Below are 17,960 nucleotides of genomic sequence, written 5' to 3'. Positions count from 1 at the left end.
CGGTACCCGTGTCAGGCGCAGCGGGATGTAGCCGCGATCAGTTTCTCCCAGCGGCCCGCCACCGAACCCGCCCCATGGGCCGCCGCGGCCTCCAGCGCCCCCGCCGCGAGCTCCCGCCGACGCCGCTCGTCGTCGATGAGCGCGAGCAGCGCGGACGCGTACGCCTCGATCTCGCCCTCCCCCTCGGCCACCAGGACCCCGCTCCGCCCGTCGGCCACGAACTCGCCCGCTCCCCGCGGGCTGTCGAACGCGATCACCGGCACCCCGCTGGCCATCGCCTCGATCACGGTCATCCCGAGCATCTCCGTCCTGGAGGTGGTCGCCACGATCGAGGCCTTGGCGAACTCACCGGTCAGGTCGGAGGTGGTGCCCATGAAGTAGACGTGGTTGTGCAGGTCGAGGGCGCCGACGAGGGCTCGCAGGCGCTTCTCCTCGGGACCCCCGCCGTACAGGCGCAGCCGCCAGTCGGGGCGCTTGCCCGCGACGACGGCGAACGCGCGGATCAACCGGTCGTGGGCCTTCGCCGGCACCAGGCGCCCGCCTGCGGCGACGATGCGGTTGTCCATCCGCGAGCGCGGCCACGGCCCGGCGGGCAGCGCGTCCGGGATCATGCCGACCTCGACGTTCCCGTCCAGCAGGCGGTCCCACTCCTGCCTGCTCGTCTCGGTGGCGGCGGCGACCGCGTCCAGGCGCGGATAGAGCTTCCTGATCGGCCCCGGCACGGGCGGGCGGCCCCACTCGCGGGCGACCCGCACGACGCCACGCGGCGCGTGCCTGGCCACCTGGACGCTCAGGCCGGGTCGGGTGCTGATGAGCACGTCGGCCTTCAGGCCCCGCAGCCGCCGCCAGAGGGCGACCTCGGTGCGCATCTGGCCCCGCGGGAGCAGGTGCCGCACCCCCGGCTGGGCGTCGACCACCCAGGACAGCTTCACCCCGGACGCCACCGGGAAGAACGGCTTCTCCCGCTGGCGGCGGACGCTGAGGATCTCGACATCGTGACGTGCTGCCAGCTCTCCCGCGAGGTTGACCACCGAGCGAGTGTCACCGCGCATGCCGTAGACGGAGGGGACGAGCAGGCAGATCCTCACCCGCCGACCTCGATCCTGAGCTCGTCGTCCGCCGTGTAGCAGGGTCGGATCGGTACCCCGTCGATCTGCGCGGCGGGATAGTGCAGACGACGGCGCTTGCCGTCGACGTCATCCAGCCGGGAACCCAGCCGGAGCGGTGTGTCCACGCCGCGCACCCGCAGTGAGGGTTCCCAGGTACCGGTCTGGTCGGGAGCCGCGGCGAGCACGTCGCAGAGCGAGAGCGCGGCGTGGAAGCGCACGCCCTGGACCGTTGCAATGGAGGTCAGCTCGGCGTCGGGCCGGCTGCGGCGCAGGGCGAGCCGCGCCTCGTGCCGGGCCTCGTCGTCGTCGAGGCCGGTGAAGGCCAGCAGCCCGGTGACCTCGAAGCGGCCCTCCCGAAACCATACGGAACGGACCTCCGCCGTCGGCCGGGCGTCGTCGATCTTCAAGGCCAGGAAGCCGTTACGGGTCCGGTAGGCGCGGTAGGCCAGCGTGCGGCGGCTCAGCGCGTACGCGTCCAGGTGGTCGAGGGAGAACCCGGGGTCGACGCTGCGCAGCCGCGTGCGCGCCGCACCCTGTTGCAGGTAGGTGTCCCAGCGGCCGGGCCCCAGCGCCAGCGGGGCGAGCGAGACCGCCAGTGCCGCCTCGCGTATCTGAACGCCCGGCGCTCCCAGCGGCACCCGGCTCTCGACCGCGGTGGCCCGGTTGCGCAGGACCAGTTCGGTGCCGTCGGCCAGCGGCTCGTCGACGGTCAGCCGAAGTGAGAGAACATCGGCCAGGGTAACCTCGGCATCGCTGACGACGACAGGCATCGTCAAGCCCCCTCCCCGTTGAATGAGCTACGCGACGTTGAGGTTACCGTGATTTGACCGTTATGTGAAAGGAAGGTTTTCGGACCTAACTTCCTTTTCCCGATAACTTGACCGCACGTCAGGTACGGCATGCGAAAAAATGCCGCACCTGACGTTCAGACATCGGGTGTCAGGAAGCCTCGACGGGCTGGCCCTTGATCGACTTGATCAGCAGCTGGGAGACGTCGACGACCTCCAGCGTCTCCCTGGCCTCGCCCGTGTTCTTCTTCTCGTTGATCGAGTCACCGAGCATGACCAGGCAGAACGGGCAGGCCGTGGAGATGGTGTCCGGGTCCGTCGTCAGCGCCTCGTCCACGCGCTCGGTGTTGATCCGCTTTCCGAGCCGCTCCTCCATCCACATCCGCGCGCCCCCCGCGCCGCAGCAGAAGCCGCGGTCCTTGTGACGGTGCATCTCCTGGGTCCGCACGCCGGGCACCTTCGCCATGATGTCGCGTGGCTGGGAGTAGACCTTGTTGTGGCGGCCGAGGAAGCACGGGTCGTGGTAGGTGATCTTCTCCTCGATCGGCGTGACCGGGACCAGCTTGCCCTCGTCCACGAGCTTGGCCAGCAGCTGGGTGTGGTGCACCACCTCGTAGGTGCCACCCAGCTGCGGGTATTCGTTGGCGAGGGTGTTGAAACAGTGCGGGCAGGTCGCGACGATCTTCTTGACCCCGGCCTCGTTCAGCGTCTCGATGTTCTGCTTGGCCAGCATGTCGAAGAGGAACTCCATGCCCAGGCGGCGGGCCGGGTCACCGGTGCACGCCTCCATCGGGCCGAGCACCGCGAACTTGACACCCGCGACGTGCAGCAGCTCCGCGACCGCCTTGGTGGTCTTCTTGGCCCGGTCCTCCAGCGCGCCGGCGCAGCCGACCCAGAACAGGTACTCGGTGTCCTCGGGCATCTTCTCGTCGATGAGCTGGACCTCGATCGGGTCGACCTCGCGGCTCGCGAGCTCCTCGATCCAGTCGGCCCGCTTCATCTCGGACATCCCCCACGGGTTGCCCTTGTTCTCCAGGTTCTTGACCATGACGCCGGCCTCGGAGGGGAAGTTGGACTCCACCATCACCTGGTAGCGGCGCATGTCGAGGATGTGGTCGATGTGCTCGATGTCCACCGGGCACTGCTCGACGCAGGCGCCACAGTTGGTGCAGGACCACAGCACGTCGGGGTGGATGACACCGTCCTCGCCGACCAGCGGCTTCTCCAGCAGGGCCAGCACGTCCTCGTGCAGGTCGGCGCGCTGCTCCTCGGTGGCCATCAGGTACGGCGCGATCTTGAAGGCGTGGTCGCGCTGGTCCAGGATCAGCATCTTCGGCGACAGCGGCTTGTCGGTGTTCCACGCCGGGCACTGCGACTGGCAGCGGCCGCACTCGGTGCAGGTGTAGAAGTCGAGGAAGCCCTTCCAGGTGGTGTCCTCGATCTTGCCCCGGCCGAGCCTGTCACCGTCGAGGTCCTCGTCCTCGAAGTCGACGATCTTGCCGTCGATCCGCATCGGCTGGGCCGCGCCGTTGCCGTCCGGGCGTCGGGAGAAGGCCACGTTCATCGGCGCGGTGAAGATGTGCAGGTGCTTGGAGTTCACCACGATCACCAGGAACACCAGCATGACGCCGATGTGCAGGAGCAGGCCGACGTGCTCCAGCGCCTCGTTGGCCGCCTCTCCCAGCGGCCGCAGCAGCGCGGCCGTCGCGTCGGAGGCGAACGCCCCCGAGGCGTAGGGCAGGTTGCCGGTGTTGGCCGCCGCGCCACGGAAGAGGAACATCGTCCAGATCACATTGAAGATCATGAAGAGGACGAGCCAGGCGCCGCCGAGGTGCGACCCGGAGAAGCGGGACTTGCGGCCCAGCTTCTTCGGAGCGTTCTTGACCCTGATGGTCGCGAAGGCGATGAGTCCCAGCAGGGCCGCGACCGCGATGAAGTCCTGCAGGAAACCCAGGATCGGCCACGTCCCGATGAGGGGGATGTGGAAGTCGGGGGTCCCGGTGACGGCCCCCTGGATCAGCGAGCCGTACGCCTCCAGATAGACGGTCGCCAGGATGAAGAACGCCCACATGACAAAGAAGTGCGCGACGCCCGACGCGGTCCACTTCAGCAGCTTCCGCTGCCCGAAGACCTCGACCAGCTGAGCCTTGATCTCCTCGCCGAGGTTGTTCTTCGCGTACTCGACGCGCTCGGGCGCGCCCGGCCCGATGGTGGCGAGCTTGTACAAGAACAACACGCGGCGCGCGGCAAGCGCGAGCGCCACGGCTGTCATGACCAGCCCGATTATCGCTACCCAGAGCACGGGTCCTCCCACAGACGACGTTGGCTGACAGCGTACGACTGTCGGTCATCCACGCTGACGACGGGTCTCCATAAATCCTACTTATCGGTAACTTAACTTCAAACCGAAGGCTCACGGCGACCGCGGCCACCCTACGGCCGGCACCGCTCCCAGAACAATGCTCTACATACCGTCGAGGTTAGGCGGGCGCGTCGAGATAGCGCTGGATCGTGGGTGCGAGCAGCTCGACCAGCTCCTCGACGTCCACCGAGGCCAGCGGCTCCAACTTGAGCACGTAGCGCACCAGGACCACGCCGAACAGCTGCGCGAAGGCCGCCTCCATCCGGATCGGCGGGACTCCCAGCACCTCCGCGACCCGGGCCAGCAGCGCCTGCGTCATGAACTCGCGGATCATGACGACCATCTGGTCGTTGGTCATCGCGGTGCGGACCAGCGCCAGCAGCGGCTGGCGGGCCCCGGCATCCGAGGTGACGGTCAGGATGAACCGGGCCAGCCGCTCGCCGACCTCCTCTCGCGGCCCCGCCAGGACCGCCGAGACGACGCTCTCGGGGGTGATCGGCAGCTCCATGGCCTCGACGAACATCCCCTCCTTGCCGGCGAAGTAATGGTGGACCAGCGCCGGATCCACCCCCGCCTGCCGGGCGATGCCCCGGATGGTCGCCCTGTCGAACCCCTTCTCCGCGAAGGTCTCGCGCGCCGCCGCGAGAATCTGCCCTCGGGTGTCGGCCGATCCCGGCCTGCGCCCCGGGCGCCTTCTGACCGCTCCGGACTCATCCCGGGAGGACCGGTTCGCGGGCGGCGTGCTCACGACGGGCTCACTCATACGTTGGTGGACGCGGCGAGGTGCAGCCGGGCGAAGGCCAGCGCCTCGGCGAGATCGTCGATCCGCTCGGTGCGGCTGACGGCCTTGCGCGTGTTGATCTCCAGTACGACCAGCCCTGAGTAGCCGTTGCCCGCCATCCGCTCCAGGATCGGCGCGCACGGCTGACCACCCCGCCCGGGAACCAGGTGCTCGTCCTTGTTCGCCATCCCCACACCGTCGGCCAGGTGCAGGTGGGCAAGCCTGTCGCCGAGCTTGGTGAACATCTCCATGGCGTCGGACCCGGACACGGCCGTGTGCGAAAGATCCAGCGTGACCTGCGGGAAGTCGTAGTCGACCGGATTCCAGTCGGGTGAGTAGGGGACCACCTCATTGCCCCTGGCCTTCAGCGGGAACATGTTCTCCACCGCGAAGACCACGTCGGTCTCCTCGCGCATCCTGGCAAGGCCGAGCTCGAAGTCGCGCGCGTAGTCGCGCTGCCAGCGGAACGGTGGGTGCACCACGACGGTCCTGGCACCGACCCGCTCGGCGGCGCGCTGCGCCCGCTGGAGCTTCGCCCACGGGTCCTTGCCCCACACCCGCTGCGTCACCAGCAGACACGGCGCGTGGATGGCCAGGATCGGCAGTTGGTAATGGTCCGACAGGCGCTCCAGGACGTCGATGTCCTGGCTCACGGGGTCTGCGCCCACCATGATCTCCACACCGTCGTATCCCAGACGTGCGGCCAACTCGAAGGCGTCAGGGGTGCGTTCGGGATAAACCGACGCGGTGGACAGCGCGATCTTCGCGCTGGATACACGGACGCTCATACCGCTTCCTCGTCTCCGGCTCGGAGCACACCCTGGCGAACACCGTTGGGCATACCGGCCCGCTCGCTCATGTCGCTCACCTTTGCCAGCCTAAGCGGGTCCGGCGAGCAGTGCTGTCCGCCACCACCGACACGACCGAGATCACACCTCATGTTCGGCGACGGGACCTCCGGGGCCGCCCCGGAAGCCGACGGGACCTCCGGGGCCGCCCCGGAAGCCGGCCGAGTTCGAACCGGCCGGGGCCTGACCGACGCCCACCTCGGCCGGAGGAGACGGGAAGCCGCTCTCCTCGGGGAGCGGAGGAGTCATTACGGTAAGGACATGCCGAGGTTCGCCAGGGGCGTCATCCCCAGCCCCAACATCTGGAACACGCCCCAGACCTACGAGCTGGAGAACCGGGCGGTGGATCCCGAGGGACGCGCCGAGGCCGCGATGGCGGCCGTCAGGTCGTGGACAGGGGCGACGGTCCTCGACATCGGCTGCGGTACCGGCTATCACCTGCCGGCCATGGCCGCCACCGCCGCCCGCGTGATCGGCGTCGAACCCCACGAGGACCTCGTACGGCTGGCCGGGCGCCGCTGCCACGCCCTGCGGAACGTCGAGGTCCACGCCGCCACCGCCCAGGCCCTCCCGGTGCCCGACGCCTCCGTGGACGTGGCCGTCGCCCGCTGGGCCTACTTCTTCGGCCCCGGCTGCGAGCCCGGCCTGGCCGAGCTCTCCCGGGTGATGCGGCGCGGCGGCGCGGCCTTCGTGATCGACATCGACACCACCCGCGGCGCCTTCGGCCGCTGGTTCAGCCAGTCCATCCCCGCGTACTCGGCCAGGGCCGTCGAGAACTTCTGGAACCGCCAGGGCTGGCAGGTGGAGAAACTCGACCTGCGCATGTCCTTCGAGCGCCGCGCCGATCTGGAGGCGGTGCTCCGCATCGAGTTCACCCCCGCGGTCGCCGACCTCGCCATCGCCGAGACCCCAGGCCTGGAGATCGCCTACCCCAACCTGCTGCGCTGGAGGCGGTTCTGAGCCTCGCCCGCGGATGCCGGCCGGCCCCGCGCGGGCGAGCGGGGAACAACGGGACACCGGCTTGACCTTGACGTTGATGTCAAGGTTTATCGTCGGGCCATGAGGAGGTCCGGATGCGGATCGGCGAGCTGGCGCGGCGGGCGGGTGTCAGCACCCGGGCACTGCGCTACTACGAGCAGCAGGGGCTGATCACGGCCCGGCGCTCGGCCAACGGCTACCGGGAGTACGGGGAGACCGATCTGCGGCTCGTCTCCGAGATCCGGTCACTGCTCGCCGTCGGCTTCACCCTGGAGGACGCCCGCCCGTTCGTGGCCTGCCTGCGGGCCGGCCACGATTCCGGGGGGTCGTGCCCGGAGTCCGTGGCCGTCTACCAGCGCAAGCTGGCGGAGATCGACGACGAGATCCGCACGCTGCTCACCCGGAGGGCGGAGGTGGCGGCGCAGCTGACCACCGCCTGCCCAGGATGCGTACTGAGGAAAGTGGGAAAACCATGATCACACTGACCGGCGAGAACTTCGACGAGCAGGTGCTGCGGAGCGACAAGCCTGTCCTGGTCGACTTCTGGGCCGAGTGGTGCGGACCGTGCAAGATGATCGCGCCGGTCCTGGCGGAGATCGAGGCCGAGTACGGCGACCGCCTCACGATCGCCAAGCTCAACGCCGACGACCACCCCGAGATCGCCGCGAGGTACGGCGTCCTCGGCCTGCCGACGCTCAACCTCTACAAGAACGGCGAGGTGGTGCGGCAGATCAAGGGTGCCAAGCCCAAGCGCCTGCTCCTGGCCGACCTCGAAGGCCACATCTGACGTGCCGCCTGGCGCCTCTTCCGGCGACCTTCACCCGGTGCGGCCGCCGTACCGGGTGAAAGTTGTCGGCTCCTCCGGGTAACGTGCGGCCATGGCGAAGAAGGCTGGTGGCTACCGCTGTGCCGAGTGCGGGTGGCAGACGGCCAAGTGGGTGGGGCGCTGCGGCGAGTGCCAGGCCTGGGGAACGGTCGAGGAGGAGACGGCGCCCGCGGGCGCGCGGGTGGCCTCCGCCGGGGCGGTGTCGGCGCCGGCGGTGCCGATCGGCCAGGTCAAGGCCGAGGTGGCGCACGCGCGTGGCACCGGGGTGCCCGAGCTCGACCGGGTCCTCGGCGGCGGCCTGGTGCCCGGAGCCGTCGTGCTGCTGGCCGGTGAGCCCGGCATCGGCAAGTCCACCCTCCTGCTGGAGGCGGCGGCCAAGATCGCCCGGCAGCAGACCGTCCTCTACATCACGGGCGAGGAGTCGGCCGCCCAGGTGCGGATCAGGGCCGACCGGATCGGCGCCATCCAGGACCTCCTCTACCTGGCCGCGGAGACCGAGTTGGGCGCGCTGGTCTCGCACGTCGAGAAGGTCCGGCCCGACCTGCTCATCGTCGACTCCGTGCAGACGATCGGCTCGGCCCAGGCGACCGGCGTGCCCGGCGGGGTGACCCAGGTCAGGGAGGTCGCGGGAAATCTGGTGCGGCTGGCCAAGGAGCGAGGCATGGCCACCGTGCTGGTCGGCCACGTCACCAAGGAGGGCTCGATCGCCGGCCCCCGCACGCTGGAGCACCTCGTCGACGTCGTGCTCCACTTCGAGGGCGACCGGCACTCCCGGCTCCGCCTGGTCCGCGCGATCAAAAACCGGTACGGCCCCGTCGACGAGGTCGGCTGCTTCGACCTGCACGAGAGCGGCATCGAGGGTATCGCCGACGCCAGCGGCCTGTTCGTCTCGCACCGCACCGACCCGGTGCCCGGCACGTGCGTCACGGTCACCCTGGAGGGCACCCGGCCACTGCCTGCCGAGGTCCAGGCACTGGTCGCCAGGACCGAGGCCCAGCAGCCGCGCCGCTCCTCCTCGGGGCTCGACACCTACCGGGTGACGATGGTGCTGGCCGTGCTGGAGCGGCGGCTCAACGCCAAGCTGGGCGGGTGCGACGTCTTCACCGCGACCGTCGGCGGGATCAAGCTCAGCGATCCCGCGGTCGACCTGTCGGTGATGCTGGCGGTCGCCAGCGCGGCCGGCGACAAGGCACTCCCCGCCGGCCTGGTGGTGCTCGGCGAGGTGGGCCTGGCAGGGGAGCTGCGCCCGGTGCGCGACGTGCGGCGCCGGCTGTCGGAGGCCGCGCGGCTGGGCTTCACCCGGGCACTGGTCCCCGCGGGCTCCCTCGAGGTGGGCAAGAAACGCAACGGTGACCACTCCCTGGTTCCGGTGGCCGGGCGCGGCGCACCCTTCGCACCCGGCTTCGACGTCGTCGAGGCGGAGAACGTCTGGGATGCCCTCACCCACGTCACCTGAGGCGTCACGCTCCTGGCGGCGCGACGTCCCACGGCCCTCGGGCGCCCCATGGTCATCAGATGATTCCGGGCCGCGCGAGGTCTTCGCCGGTAGGCTGAGCGTTATACGCAGACCACGGGGGTCATGTGGCAGCAATGTACAAAGGGCTCGATGAACGCCGCAGGGGCATCCTGGCCGCGGTCGCACCGGGCACCGCCCTGCGCGACGGCCTGGAGCGCATCCTGCGAGGGCACACGGGCGGTCTGATCGTGCTGGGATACGACAGCACCGTCGAGGAGATCTGCAGCGGCGGGTTCGAGCTGGACGTCGAGTTCTCCGCGACACGGCTGCGCGAGCTGGCCAAGATGGACGGCGCCATCGTCCTCAACTCCGGCGACCTGCGGATCGTGCGCGCGGCCGTGCACCTGATGCCCGATCCGTCCCTGCCCACCGACGAGTCGGGCACCCGGCACCGCACCGCCCAGCGTGTGGCCCTTCAAACCTCCTTTCCGGTCATCTCCCTCAGCAAGTCCATGCGGATCATCGCCCTCTATCTCGACGGCATCCGCTACGTGCTGGAGGAGTCGGCGGTCATCCTGTCCAAGTCCAACCAGGCCCTCGCCACGCTGGAGCGCTACAAGCTCCGCCTGGACGAGGTCTCCGGCACGCTCTCGGCGCTGGAGATCGAGGATCTGGTGACGGTCCGCGACATCGCGGTGGTCGCCCAGCGGCTGGAGATGGTCAGGCGCATCTCCGAGGAGATCGCGGGCTACGTGGTCGAGCTCGGTACCGACGGCCGGTTGCTCTCGCTGCAGCTGGACGAGCTGGTGGCCGGCACGGAGAGCGACCTCGAGCTGATCGTGCGCGACTACCTGCCCGCGACGGGCCGCCGCCCGCGCAAGTTCGCCGAGGCACTGCACGAGCTCGACCAGCTCTCCTCCACCGACCTGCTCGACCTCTCGGTCGTCGCCCAGATCCTCGGCCACTCGGGCAACGACGCCCTGGAGACACCCGTGAGCCCCAGGGGCTACCGCCTGCTGGCCAAGGTCCCGCGCCTGCCGGGCACCGTGGTCGAGCGCCTCGTCGACCAGTTCGCCAGCCTGCAGAAGCTCCTGGCCGCCAGCATCGGCGACCTCCAGGAGGTGGGCGGGGTGGGCGAGGCCAGGGCCCGCCACATCCGCGAGGGCCTGTCCCGGCTGGCCGAGTCGTCCATCCTCGAACGCTACGTGTAGGAAACCCCCACCCCGATCCTCCTACCGGAGGTGGAAGACGGCCTTGCGGCTCCTCAGGCCGGGGGCGTGGACCACCGCGACGTAGGTGCCGGGACGCGCGGCGGTGCGGTCGACGGAGCAGTCGTTCCCGGACCTGCGGCGGTCCCACACCAGTTCCCGGACGTAGGGGATGCCCCGGTCGAGCTTGCGGACGTTCTCGGTCTCGCCGCTGACGCAGTCGGAGGACGACCACACACGGTCGTCACCGGAGGTGATGCGCACCTCCATGGTGCGCGGCCCCACGTCCGTGGTGCACATCACCTTGCCGACATTGACGAGGGTGAGGATGAACCGGGGCCGGATGCCCGGCGGGTAGACCGTCCCCTGCCCCTCCATGCTCAGCACGAGCTGCGGGGAGGCGCAGGGCTCACCAGGTCTCCGGGGCCTGGGGGCCGCCTTGCTCTCCCGCGGCTCCGGGGTCGGGCTCGCGGGCGGCGAGGGGATGACCGTCATGGTCGGCAGGATGGCCAGCAGCGGGTCCGGCGCGTCCTTCCGCGCGGCCGAGGTGCCTTCCTCCCTGGCCTCCCGGGCGTCCTGCGGCCTGCTCGTCGACGAGCAGGCCCACGCCACGACGGCGACCACCACGAGCACACCGACGAGCGCGGCCATCCGGCGCCGCCAGTAGATGTCAGCTCCGATATCGCTACGGAACGTGTCGGGATCCATACAGACAGTATGGTTAGTGCTTGCGAGCCGCAGGGGGAGACCCGCCGCTCCCGTCCACGTTTCGGCCATCGATCATCGGCAGAAGACGGATGAAGGCGGGTGAAGGCGGGTGAAGGCGGGTCGAGGGGGCCTGATCCCGCACTATCGTCAAAAGGTGCCCGAGTCGAACCGCTTACTCGAACCCGTCCTCGACTGGTATGCCGGCCATGCCCGCAACCTTCCCTGGCGGGCGCCCGGCGCCTCCCCCTGGTCGATCCTGGTCAGCGAGATCATGCTGCAGCAGACACCGGTGGCCAGAGTGCTGGGCGTCTGGACCGAGTGGATGGAGCGCTGGCCCACGCCCGCCTCCCTCGCCGCCGAGCCCCCCGGTGAGGCCGTACGCCACTGGGGCCGCCTCGGCTACCCCCGCCGGGCACTGAACCTGCACGCCTGCGCCCGCACGATCACCGACCGGCACGATGGCGAGGTCCCCTCGGGGCACGATGCCCTGCTGGCGCTTCCCGGCGTCGGCGAGTACACCGCGGCCGCGGTCGCCAGCTTCGCCTTCGGAGGCCGCCACGCGGTTCTCGACACCAATGTACGGCGGGTCCTGGCGCGGGCCGTCAGCGGCGAGGAGTATCCGCCGAAGGCCACCACGCCCCCCGAGCGCAGGCTCGCCGCCTCGCTGCTCCCCGACGCCGACCGCGCCCCCGTCTGGGCGGTCGCCGTCATGGAGCTTGGCGCACTGGTCTGCACCGCCCGTGCCGCCCGCTGCGCCGACTGCCCGATCAGTGACCTGTGCGCCTGGCGCCTGGCGGGCAAGCCCGCCTACGACGGTCCCGCGCGCAGGGGCCAGACATACGCGGGCACGGACCGCCAGTGCCGCGGCCGCCTCCTCGCGGTGCTGCGCCAGGCCCACGGCCCGGTGCCCAAGGACGCCCTCGACGTGGTCTGGGACGACGCCCCGCAACGAGAGCGCGCCCTTGACGGCCTGATCTCCGACGGCCTGGCCGAGGTCCTCGACGACGGCACCTACCGCCTCCCAGGCTGAACGCGCCACGCTCTCCCGCAACAGCGCGAGCATCGAAATCGAGCCGGGAACGACAGCCATACGCCGTGGCCGGCCGTGCAGCTCGACGCCTACCACGCGCTCTGCGCCGAGCTGCGCCGGGAGTTCAACCCGCCTACGTCCAGGGTGATGGTCAGGATCAGGGTGTTCCGCCGCCAAGCCTCGGCTTGCGGCCTGAACCTCGCAGGAGGACCTACGCTGTGTCGCCGGGTCACCAGCCGGTGCGGTACATCGTCCATGCGATGGCAGCGGCAGCCGCTCGGCGTTGGTAGCCGCGAAGGTTCGGGACGCCCGTCGGCGCGGGCTGCCGACTCATCCGGGTCCAGTACCCGGCGAACGATGCCGCATAGCTGGTGATCACTTCTGGTAGGGCGAGATCCCAGGCCGGGACGCCGATCAGCGTTTTCTCCGCCGACGCTGGAGAGTGGCCCGCCATGATCATATGAGGGACGAGGTCAGCGATGTCCTGCCAGGCGGCTCCCCGGCTAGTGGCCCGTCTCTGAACGTTAACCCGGTAATTGATCTCGGGCGGTGAACCCGGCAGGCTGACTCCTCTGCAACTCTTGGGAGGTGGTCGTGGCTCGTCGACCGGATGTGTTCGTCCGGCCCTTGTCGATGGAGGAGGGCCGCAAACTCCAGCGCATCACCCGGACCGCCAAGGACCCGGTCAAGCTGCGCCGGGCAATCGTGGTGATGATGTCCGGCCAGGGCCAGAGCGCGCCGGACATCACCTCGTTGATGCAGGTCAGCGAGGACTACGTACGCGATGTCATCCATGCCTTCAACGAGCGGGGGTTCGATGCGCTGAACCCAAAATGGAGCGGGGGCCGTCCACCGGCGATCAGTGAGCAGGCGCGCGAGCACATCTGCCTGATCGCCCGGACAGTCCCCGCCGAGTGGGGCATCACCGGCCACTCCACCTGGAGCCTGCGCACACTGGCCGAGCACCTCATCGGCCGGGGCGTGGTCACCTCGATCAGCCGCCAGCACCTGTCGCGGATCCTGCGCGCGGGCAAGGTGACCTGGCAGACCACCACCACATGGAAGTCCTCCAACGACCCACAGTTCATCGCCAAGATGCAGCGTGTACTGGCGTTATACGACCAGCGGCCCACTGCTGGGCGGGTGATCCGCGCCGATGAGTTCGGCCCGCTGAACCTGATGCCCCGTAAGGGCAAACGCTGGCGGCCGGCCGGCGGCCCGGCGCGGCTGCGGGCGACCTACAACCGTTACTTCGGCGTCATGCACATGATCGCCGCGCTGGATCTGGCCACCGGCCAGCTCTACTACCGCATCCGCAGACGCAAGCGGTGGCGGGAGTTTCTGTCCTTCCTCAAGACCCTTCGCGCCCGCTGGCCGGGCGAAAAGCTGTATGTGATCATGGACAACTATTCGCCGCACAAGCATTCCGAGGTCCGCGCCTGGGCCGCCGAGCACGACGTCGAGTTGGTGTTCCTGCCTACCTACGGGTCGTGGTTGAACTGGATCGAGTCCGAATTCGCCGCCTTGCGCTACTACGCCCTCAACGGCACCGACCACCGCACCCACGACGAGCAGAACGCGGCGATCGGCGCTTACGTCCGCTGGCGCAACGCTCGCGCTCAACCCAAGACCAGCTTCGCCGCCAGCTCACCCATCCGTAGCTGGACCAGTTACCCGTCCAAGGTTGCGTGACAGGCCACTAGTGATGCACACCACCGCCGCAGGGAGTTGGGGGCGCGACGGCACTGGAGATCAGGTCTCGCCGTACCGTCACGCGGCTTAGGGCGGATCTATCGGTTCGGCGTAGTGCTTGCCGAGTCGTCCGGCGATGCGGCGCGCGACCTGCGGCATGTTGTCGGTCGGTGCCTGGTCGGCGGGCTCTTCGAGGAAGCAGGCTCCCCAGCAGAAGACCGTGCCCGCCTGGTCGGCCCATACGGTCAGCTCGGCACTGATCACGAGGCGGGGCCGGCCCTGGTCGTAGGCGATCTCTGGGTAGATGCGGTGGGTGTGCAGTTCGGTGCGCAGGTGCTTGAGGGCGCTGATGGTACCGGGGCGCCAGGTGGCCGCGCTCAGCCGGTCGCCTGCCAGGGGGCCGGGGTGCGGGATCACGGGCGCCTCCTTTTCCACGACGAGGGGCGTGGCCTCGGGGCTTGCTCGGTGTGCGCTGGGGCAGGGCGCGGGGGTGGGGAACGAGCCCCGGGGTCACCGGGAGTGGCGGCTCCGTGCTGGCCGCGCCGGGGGGCGGCGTGGCGCCGTATGGTGAGGTCCGCCACAGGTCGACTTCGGTCTGTTGCATGAGGTTCCACAGGGCGATGGCGCTTTGCGCGTAGAGGATGCGGCACTCCTGAGGGTCGGTAAGTTCCATGCCTCGAAGCGGCGGTGGCGCAAGCTCCAGATGACGAACCAGTCGGGTGCGTGCTGTTGGACCTGCTGGGCGGCTCGGGCCGCGTCGAGGTCAGCAAGGGTCAACATGCTCGGCACCGATCACGTCGGCCAGCAGCGGCAGCCCGCCGCGCACCACGTCGGTAGCCTCCCGCGCGCTCAGGATGGCGTGGTGTTCGGCGAGCTGGGTGGCGGCTTCGGCCAGGGCGAGCGCGGAGCTGAGGATCGGTGCTCCGGCGTGGTTGAGTTCGGGGCTGGTCCACCAGAAGCTTTCGCCGTCGGTGTAGGCCAGCAGCCCGTAATGGACGGACACGATGGCGTTGCCGGAGGTGAACTCGTGGACGTCGGCCACGATGCCGTGGACGTCGGCCAGGAGAGCGGCCAGGTCCTCGGCGTGCCGCACGGGGGACAGCCGCTCGGCGGCGGTCGACAACGCGGCGGCGATCGTCCGAGCTGCGGGACTGCCGCCGCGCCAACTGGTGGGGCGTCGCCCCGTTCCGGAGTCTCGTTCATGCCGCGACCTCCTGACGATACGGGGCGAGCAGGGGAGAAGGCAGGGAGGTCGGTGGGTGGCCCCGGCCGAAGGCGCTGGCCGCCCCGGCCGGAGGACCTGGTGCGGCTGACGCCGCTCACTCGCGTCGGGGAGGTGCGCGAGCTGCTGGAGTACGGTGGTGTGGTGCGGAGGCGTGCTTGCGAGCGCGGGCCGCGACGCAGGCTCGGCGGCGGGCGCACGGGTCGCGGGCGAGTGCCAGGCGGGCCGCGCGGTCCTGCCGGGTCTCGACGGGGCGGGGCGTCGGCCGTCGTCGCGCCCCGGCGGTGCGACGACGGCGGGGCGGATGTCTGGGCGAGGGAAGGGCCGGGGTGTGCCCCTGGGCAGCGGCGTCGGCGTGGCCGGGGCGGGCTGCTCAGGACGGCACTGCGCGGGCACGAGGGGGATGATCTCGGCGTCGGCGAACGCCTCGGAGGCGGGCAGCAGGACGCCGAGGCGGCGGGCCTCCAAGCGGATGGCCATCAGCTCCCGGGACGGCTGGGCGTAGTCGTGGTCGGCGCCCTGGCCGGGGCAGCCGTGCGCATAGGGGGCGTGCCCGCAGAGGGCACAGCCCATTGGCATCGGCGAAGCCTCGACGAAGCAGCCACAGCCGATTGCCGCAGTCCGGTCGAGAACCGGGGTATTAGGGTTGTTCACGGGTCAGGAGCGCCTTCCTGATCAAGGGCCTGTTCGGTGTTCTCAGCACCTAGCAGGCCCGATCTTTTCTCTGACAGCTCAAGGCGGTACTCTAAAAGACAAACGTTTAACGTCTTTAGCTTGGCGCGACTGAGACCCCACGTCAAGAGATGACAAACGTTTGACCCTTATGCTGAGGTAGCTGCGAGAGAGGAAGGCTGGATCATGAAGTTCACGTACAGGGACATAGCCGAAGACCTACGTAAGTTGATCCGGAGTGGAACCTACGCTCCCGGTACGACTCTGCCGTCCGAGACAGCCCTCGCCTCGAACTACGGCGTCTCTCGTAGTCTGGTGAACAAGGCGTTGCAGCTCCTGGCCGCTGAAGGCCTGGTACGTCCCCGGCAGGGAGACGGGACCCGAGTGACTTGGCTTCCGCCCCTGTCTCGGTCCGGCGCCCGCTATCGGCGCGACACGCGTGAGCACGAAGGAGCGAAAGGAGCATTCGACGCTGAGATCCGTGCCATCGGCCTGGAACCGCAGCATGAGATCTCGGTTACGCGGATGACCACTCCGAACGACATCTCCGCCCTCTTTGGCCTCTCGGAGATCACCGTGGTGCGCCGGTCACGTCGCCTGCTTGCCTCCGGTATACCCGTCAGCCTCGTCATTTCCTACATGCCTGCTGACATCGCGGTCGGCACCGCGCTCGAAGAACCTGAGCCGATGATCGTCGGGGGTATCAAGTCCCTGTACGCCGGCCTCGGTCATCCTCAGGTAGAGGCAGACGAGCGGATCTTGGTTCGTCTGCCCACCGACGAAGAGGCGGAGGAGCTGGAGATCAGTGCTGAAAGGCCGGTCTTCGACATTCTTCACACGGGGCGCACGGCTGACGGCCGGACCGTGGAAGTGACCACGACCGTCACGCCCACCAGCTACCTGATCATCGAATCCACGTTCCCGCTCACCTGATCCTCGGCATCCCACATCGATCGGAGATTTTTGTGGACGCTCTCACCGTAAGAGCCCGTGAGCTGGCGGCGGATGGAAGGCTGCCCGCTTACGTGTACGACCTGGCCGCCCTGGACGCGCACGCGGCGGCGGTGCGGGCCGCGCTGCCGGGGATCGAGCTGTACTACGCGGCCAAGGCCAACCCGGACCCGGAGCTGCTGCGGGTGCTGGCCCGGCACGTGGACGGGGTCGAGGTCGCCTCCGGCGGCGAGCTGGAGCACGTGCTGGGCGTGCTCCCCTCGGCCAGGATCGCGTTCGGCGGCCCCGGCAAAACCGACGGCGAACTCCGGCTCGCCCTCGATCGCGGCGTCGAACGGCTGCACGTGGAGAGCCCGAACGAGCTGTGCCGCCTGATCGCCACCGGGCGGGAGGCCGACGTGCTGCTCCGCGCCAACCTCGCCCTCTCGCTGGGGGACGTGGCCCTGGCGATGGGCGGCGGCGCGACCCCCTTCGGCATGGACCCGGCCGGTGTCGACGAATGTCTCGCGCTTCTGGAGCGCCAGGACGCGGTACGCCTGCGCGGCGTTCACGCCCACTTGGCCAGCGGCCTGGACGCCCCGCGCATGCTGGAGGTCGCCGAGGGCGTGCTCGACTACACCCGCGGCCTCGGCCTGACCGAGATCAACCTTGGCGGCGGCATGGCCGTCGACTACGCCGACCCCGGCGCCGTCTTCGACTGGGAGAGCTACGGCAAGGGCCTGGCGGGGCTGCGCCGTCCCGGCGAGACGCTGCGGATCGAGCCCGGCCGGTCGGTGTCGGTCTACTGCGGGCGGTACGTGACCCGTGTGCTGGACGTCAAGCGGGTCCACGGCGAGCTGTTCGCCATCGTGGCAGGCGGGACCCACCACATCCGCACGCCCGCGACCAAGGGCCACGACCAGCCGATGGTCATTGCCGAGAAGGGCGAGCCGGTTACGATCGTTGGCCAGCTCTGCACTCCCAAGGACACCCTCACCCGCCGAGTCCCGGCGGCCTTGGCGACTGGCGACATCGTGCAGTTCCTCATGGCCGGCGCCTACGCCTGGAACATCTCCCACCACGACTTCCTGATGCACCCGCATCCGGAGTTCTCGTACATCTGAGGTGTGCCATCTCGGTGGCACAGAAGCCCTTGGCTCTTGCTGGAGCCGAGGGCTTCGATGATTTCTCGGCGATGAGCGCTGTGACGCAGAGAGGGCGATGAGCGCTGTGACGCAGAGAGGGCGATGAGCGCTGTGACGCAGAGAGGGCGATGAGCGCTGTGACGCAGAGAGATCGTGGCGCCCCTCTCAGATCTGTCTGGCGCCGAGCTCCGTAAATCCAGCCTCA

Annotated in this window: 19 protein-coding genes; 9 read left to right on the top strand and 10 right to left on the bottom strand. The window is 69.4% G+C overall.

All coding sequences use genetic code 11. The features are described 5' to 3' along the window. Window positions 1–11 precede the first annotated feature (11 nt). From OIE13_RS32005 to OIE13_RS31980, 6 genes are all read right to left on the bottom strand, one after another. The gene (locus tag OIE13_RS32005; RefSeq protein WP_326645932.1) at window positions 12–1,088 is read right to left on the bottom strand and encodes a glycosyltransferase; all 1,077 of its coding nucleotides are present in this window, start codon (window positions 1,086–1,088) and stop codon (window positions 12–14) included. Then, window positions 1,085–1,879, bottom strand: a complete 795-nt coding sequence (locus OIE13_RS32000) for a hypothetical protein (protein ID WP_326646926.1) — start codon at window positions 1,877–1,879, stop codon at window positions 1,085–1,087. The genes OIE13_RS32005 and OIE13_RS32000 overlap by 4 nt, the downstream gene beginning before the upstream one ends. Before the next feature lie 169 nt (window positions 1,880–2,048). Continuing rightward, complete coding sequence (locus tag OIE13_RS31995; RefSeq protein ID WP_326645933.1) at window positions 2,049–4,199, bottom strand: heterodisulfide reductase-related iron-sulfur binding cluster; 2,151 nt, start codon at window positions 4,197–4,199, stop codon at window positions 2,049–2,051. A 178-nt stretch (window positions 4,200–4,377) separates the two neighbouring features. After that, the gene (locus OIE13_RS31990; protein ID WP_326645934.1) at window positions 4,378–5,007 is read right to left on the bottom strand and encodes a TetR/AcrR family transcriptional regulator; all 630 of its coding nucleotides are present in this window, start codon (window positions 5,005–5,007) and stop codon (window positions 4,378–4,380) included. Between the two features lie 11 nt (window positions 5,008–5,018). Then, the gene (locus tag OIE13_RS31985; protein ID WP_326645935.1) at window positions 5,019–5,828 is read right to left on the bottom strand and encodes a sugar phosphate isomerase/epimerase family protein; all 810 of its coding nucleotides are present in this window, start codon (window positions 5,826–5,828) and stop codon (window positions 5,019–5,021) included. Between the two features lie 141 nt (window positions 5,829–5,969). Continuing rightward, entirely contained in the window at window positions 5,970–6,137 is a 168-nt protein-coding gene (locus tag OIE13_RS31980; protein WP_326829159.1) for a hypothetical protein, read from the bottom strand. 12 nt (window positions 6,138–6,149) lie between these two features. On the opposite strand from OIE13_RS31980, the gene OIE13_RS31975 reads away from it, so the two are divergent. The 5 genes from OIE13_RS31975 (at window position 6,150) to disA (ending at window position 10,359) form a co-directional block, all read left to right on the top strand. After that, window positions 6,150–6,848 (top strand): class I SAM-dependent methyltransferase, encoded by a 699-nt coding sequence (locus tag OIE13_RS31975; protein ID WP_326645936.1) that lies wholly within the window; start codon window positions 6,150–6,152, stop codon window positions 6,846–6,848. Between the two features lie 113 nt (window positions 6,849–6,961). Next, entirely contained in the window at window positions 6,962–7,342 is a 381-nt protein-coding gene (locus OIE13_RS31970; protein WP_326645937.1) for a MerR family transcriptional regulator, read from the top strand. Next, entirely contained in the window at window positions 7,339–7,653 is a 315-nt protein-coding gene (gene trxA / locus OIE13_RS31965) for a thioredoxin (RefSeq protein WP_326645938.1), read from the top strand. The genes OIE13_RS31970 and trxA overlap by 4 nt, the downstream gene beginning before the upstream one ends. Before the next feature lie 91 nt (window positions 7,654–7,744). Continuing rightward, window positions 7,745–9,148, top strand: a complete 1,404-nt coding sequence (gene radA / locus OIE13_RS31960) for a DNA repair protein RadA (protein ID WP_326645939.1) — start codon at window positions 7,745–7,747, stop codon at window positions 9,146–9,148. Window positions 9,149–9,282: 134 nt separating this feature from the next. Continuing rightward, window positions 9,283–10,359 (top strand): DNA integrity scanning diadenylate cyclase DisA, encoded by a 1,077-nt coding sequence (gene disA / locus OIE13_RS31955; RefSeq protein ID WP_326646927.1) that lies wholly within the window; start codon window positions 9,283–9,285, stop codon window positions 10,357–10,359. A 21-nt stretch (window positions 10,360–10,380) separates the two neighbouring features. Here the strand turns inward: disA and OIE13_RS31950 are convergent, their stop codons facing one another. Continuing rightward, window positions 10,381–11,064 carry a hypothetical protein gene (locus tag OIE13_RS31950; protein ID WP_326645940.1) on the bottom strand — a complete coding sequence of 228 codons (684 nt, stop codon included), beginning with the start codon at window positions 11,062–11,064 and terminating at the stop codon, window positions 10,381–10,383. Between the two features lie 154 nt (window positions 11,065–11,218). Here OIE13_RS31950 and OIE13_RS31945 point away from each other — a divergent pair, with 154 nt between their 5' ends. After that, window positions 11,219–12,094, top strand: coding sequence for an A/G-specific adenine glycosylase (locus tag OIE13_RS31945; protein ID WP_326645941.1), 876 nt, complete (start codon window positions 11,219–11,221; stop codon window positions 12,092–12,094). Window positions 12,095–12,323: 229 nt separating this feature from the next. Here OIE13_RS31945 and OIE13_RS31940 read toward each other — a convergent pair whose 3' ends face one another. Beyond that, on the bottom strand, window positions 12,324–12,554 hold the full coding sequence (locus OIE13_RS31940; protein ID WP_326645942.1) for a hypothetical protein: 231 nt from the start codon (window positions 12,552–12,554) through the stop codon (window positions 12,324–12,326). A gap of 134 nt (window positions 12,555–12,688) precedes the next feature. Here OIE13_RS31940 and OIE13_RS31935 point away from each other — a divergent pair, with 134 nt between their 5' ends. Continuing rightward, a complete protein-coding gene (locus tag OIE13_RS31935; protein WP_326645943.1) occupies window positions 12,689–13,786 on the top strand; it encodes an IS630 family transposase in 1,098 nt (365 codons plus the stop codon). An 87-nt stretch (window positions 13,787–13,873) separates the two neighbouring features. On the opposite strand, the gene OIE13_RS31930 is transcribed toward OIE13_RS31935, so the two are convergent. Then, window positions 13,874–14,203 carry a hypothetical protein gene (locus OIE13_RS31930; RefSeq protein ID WP_326829158.1) on the bottom strand — a complete coding sequence of 110 codons (330 nt, stop codon included), beginning with the start codon at window positions 14,201–14,203 and terminating at the stop codon, window positions 13,874–13,876. Between the two features lie 346 nt (window positions 14,204–14,549). After that, window positions 14,550–15,587: a hypothetical protein gene (locus OIE13_RS31925; RefSeq protein WP_326829157.1), complete on the bottom strand. Its 1,038-nt coding sequence runs from the start codon at window positions 15,585–15,587 to the stop codon at window positions 14,550–14,552. A gap of 279 nt (window positions 15,588–15,866) precedes the next feature. Between OIE13_RS31925 and OIE13_RS31920 the strand changes: the two genes are divergently transcribed. Both OIE13_RS31920 and OIE13_RS31915 read left to right on the top strand, forming a co-directional pair. Beyond that, window positions 15,867–16,613, top strand: a complete 747-nt coding sequence (locus tag OIE13_RS31920) for a GntR family transcriptional regulator (RefSeq protein ID WP_326645946.1) — start codon at window positions 15,867–15,869, stop codon at window positions 16,611–16,613. A 32-nt stretch (window positions 16,614–16,645) separates the two neighbouring features. After that, complete coding sequence (locus OIE13_RS31915) at window positions 16,646–17,734, top strand: alanine racemase (RefSeq protein ID WP_326645947.1); 1,089 nt, start codon at window positions 16,646–16,648, stop codon at window positions 17,732–17,734. Window positions 17,735–17,960 lie beyond the last annotated feature (226 nt).

Source organism: Streptosporangium sp. NBC_01810 (assembly GCF_035917355.1).
Classification (GTDB): domain Bacteria; phylum Actinomycetota; class Actinomycetes; order Streptosporangiales; family Streptosporangiaceae; genus Streptosporangium.
The sequence above is the reverse complement of the archived record's forward strand: the minus strand, read 5'-3'. Positions and strand labels throughout refer to the sequence as shown.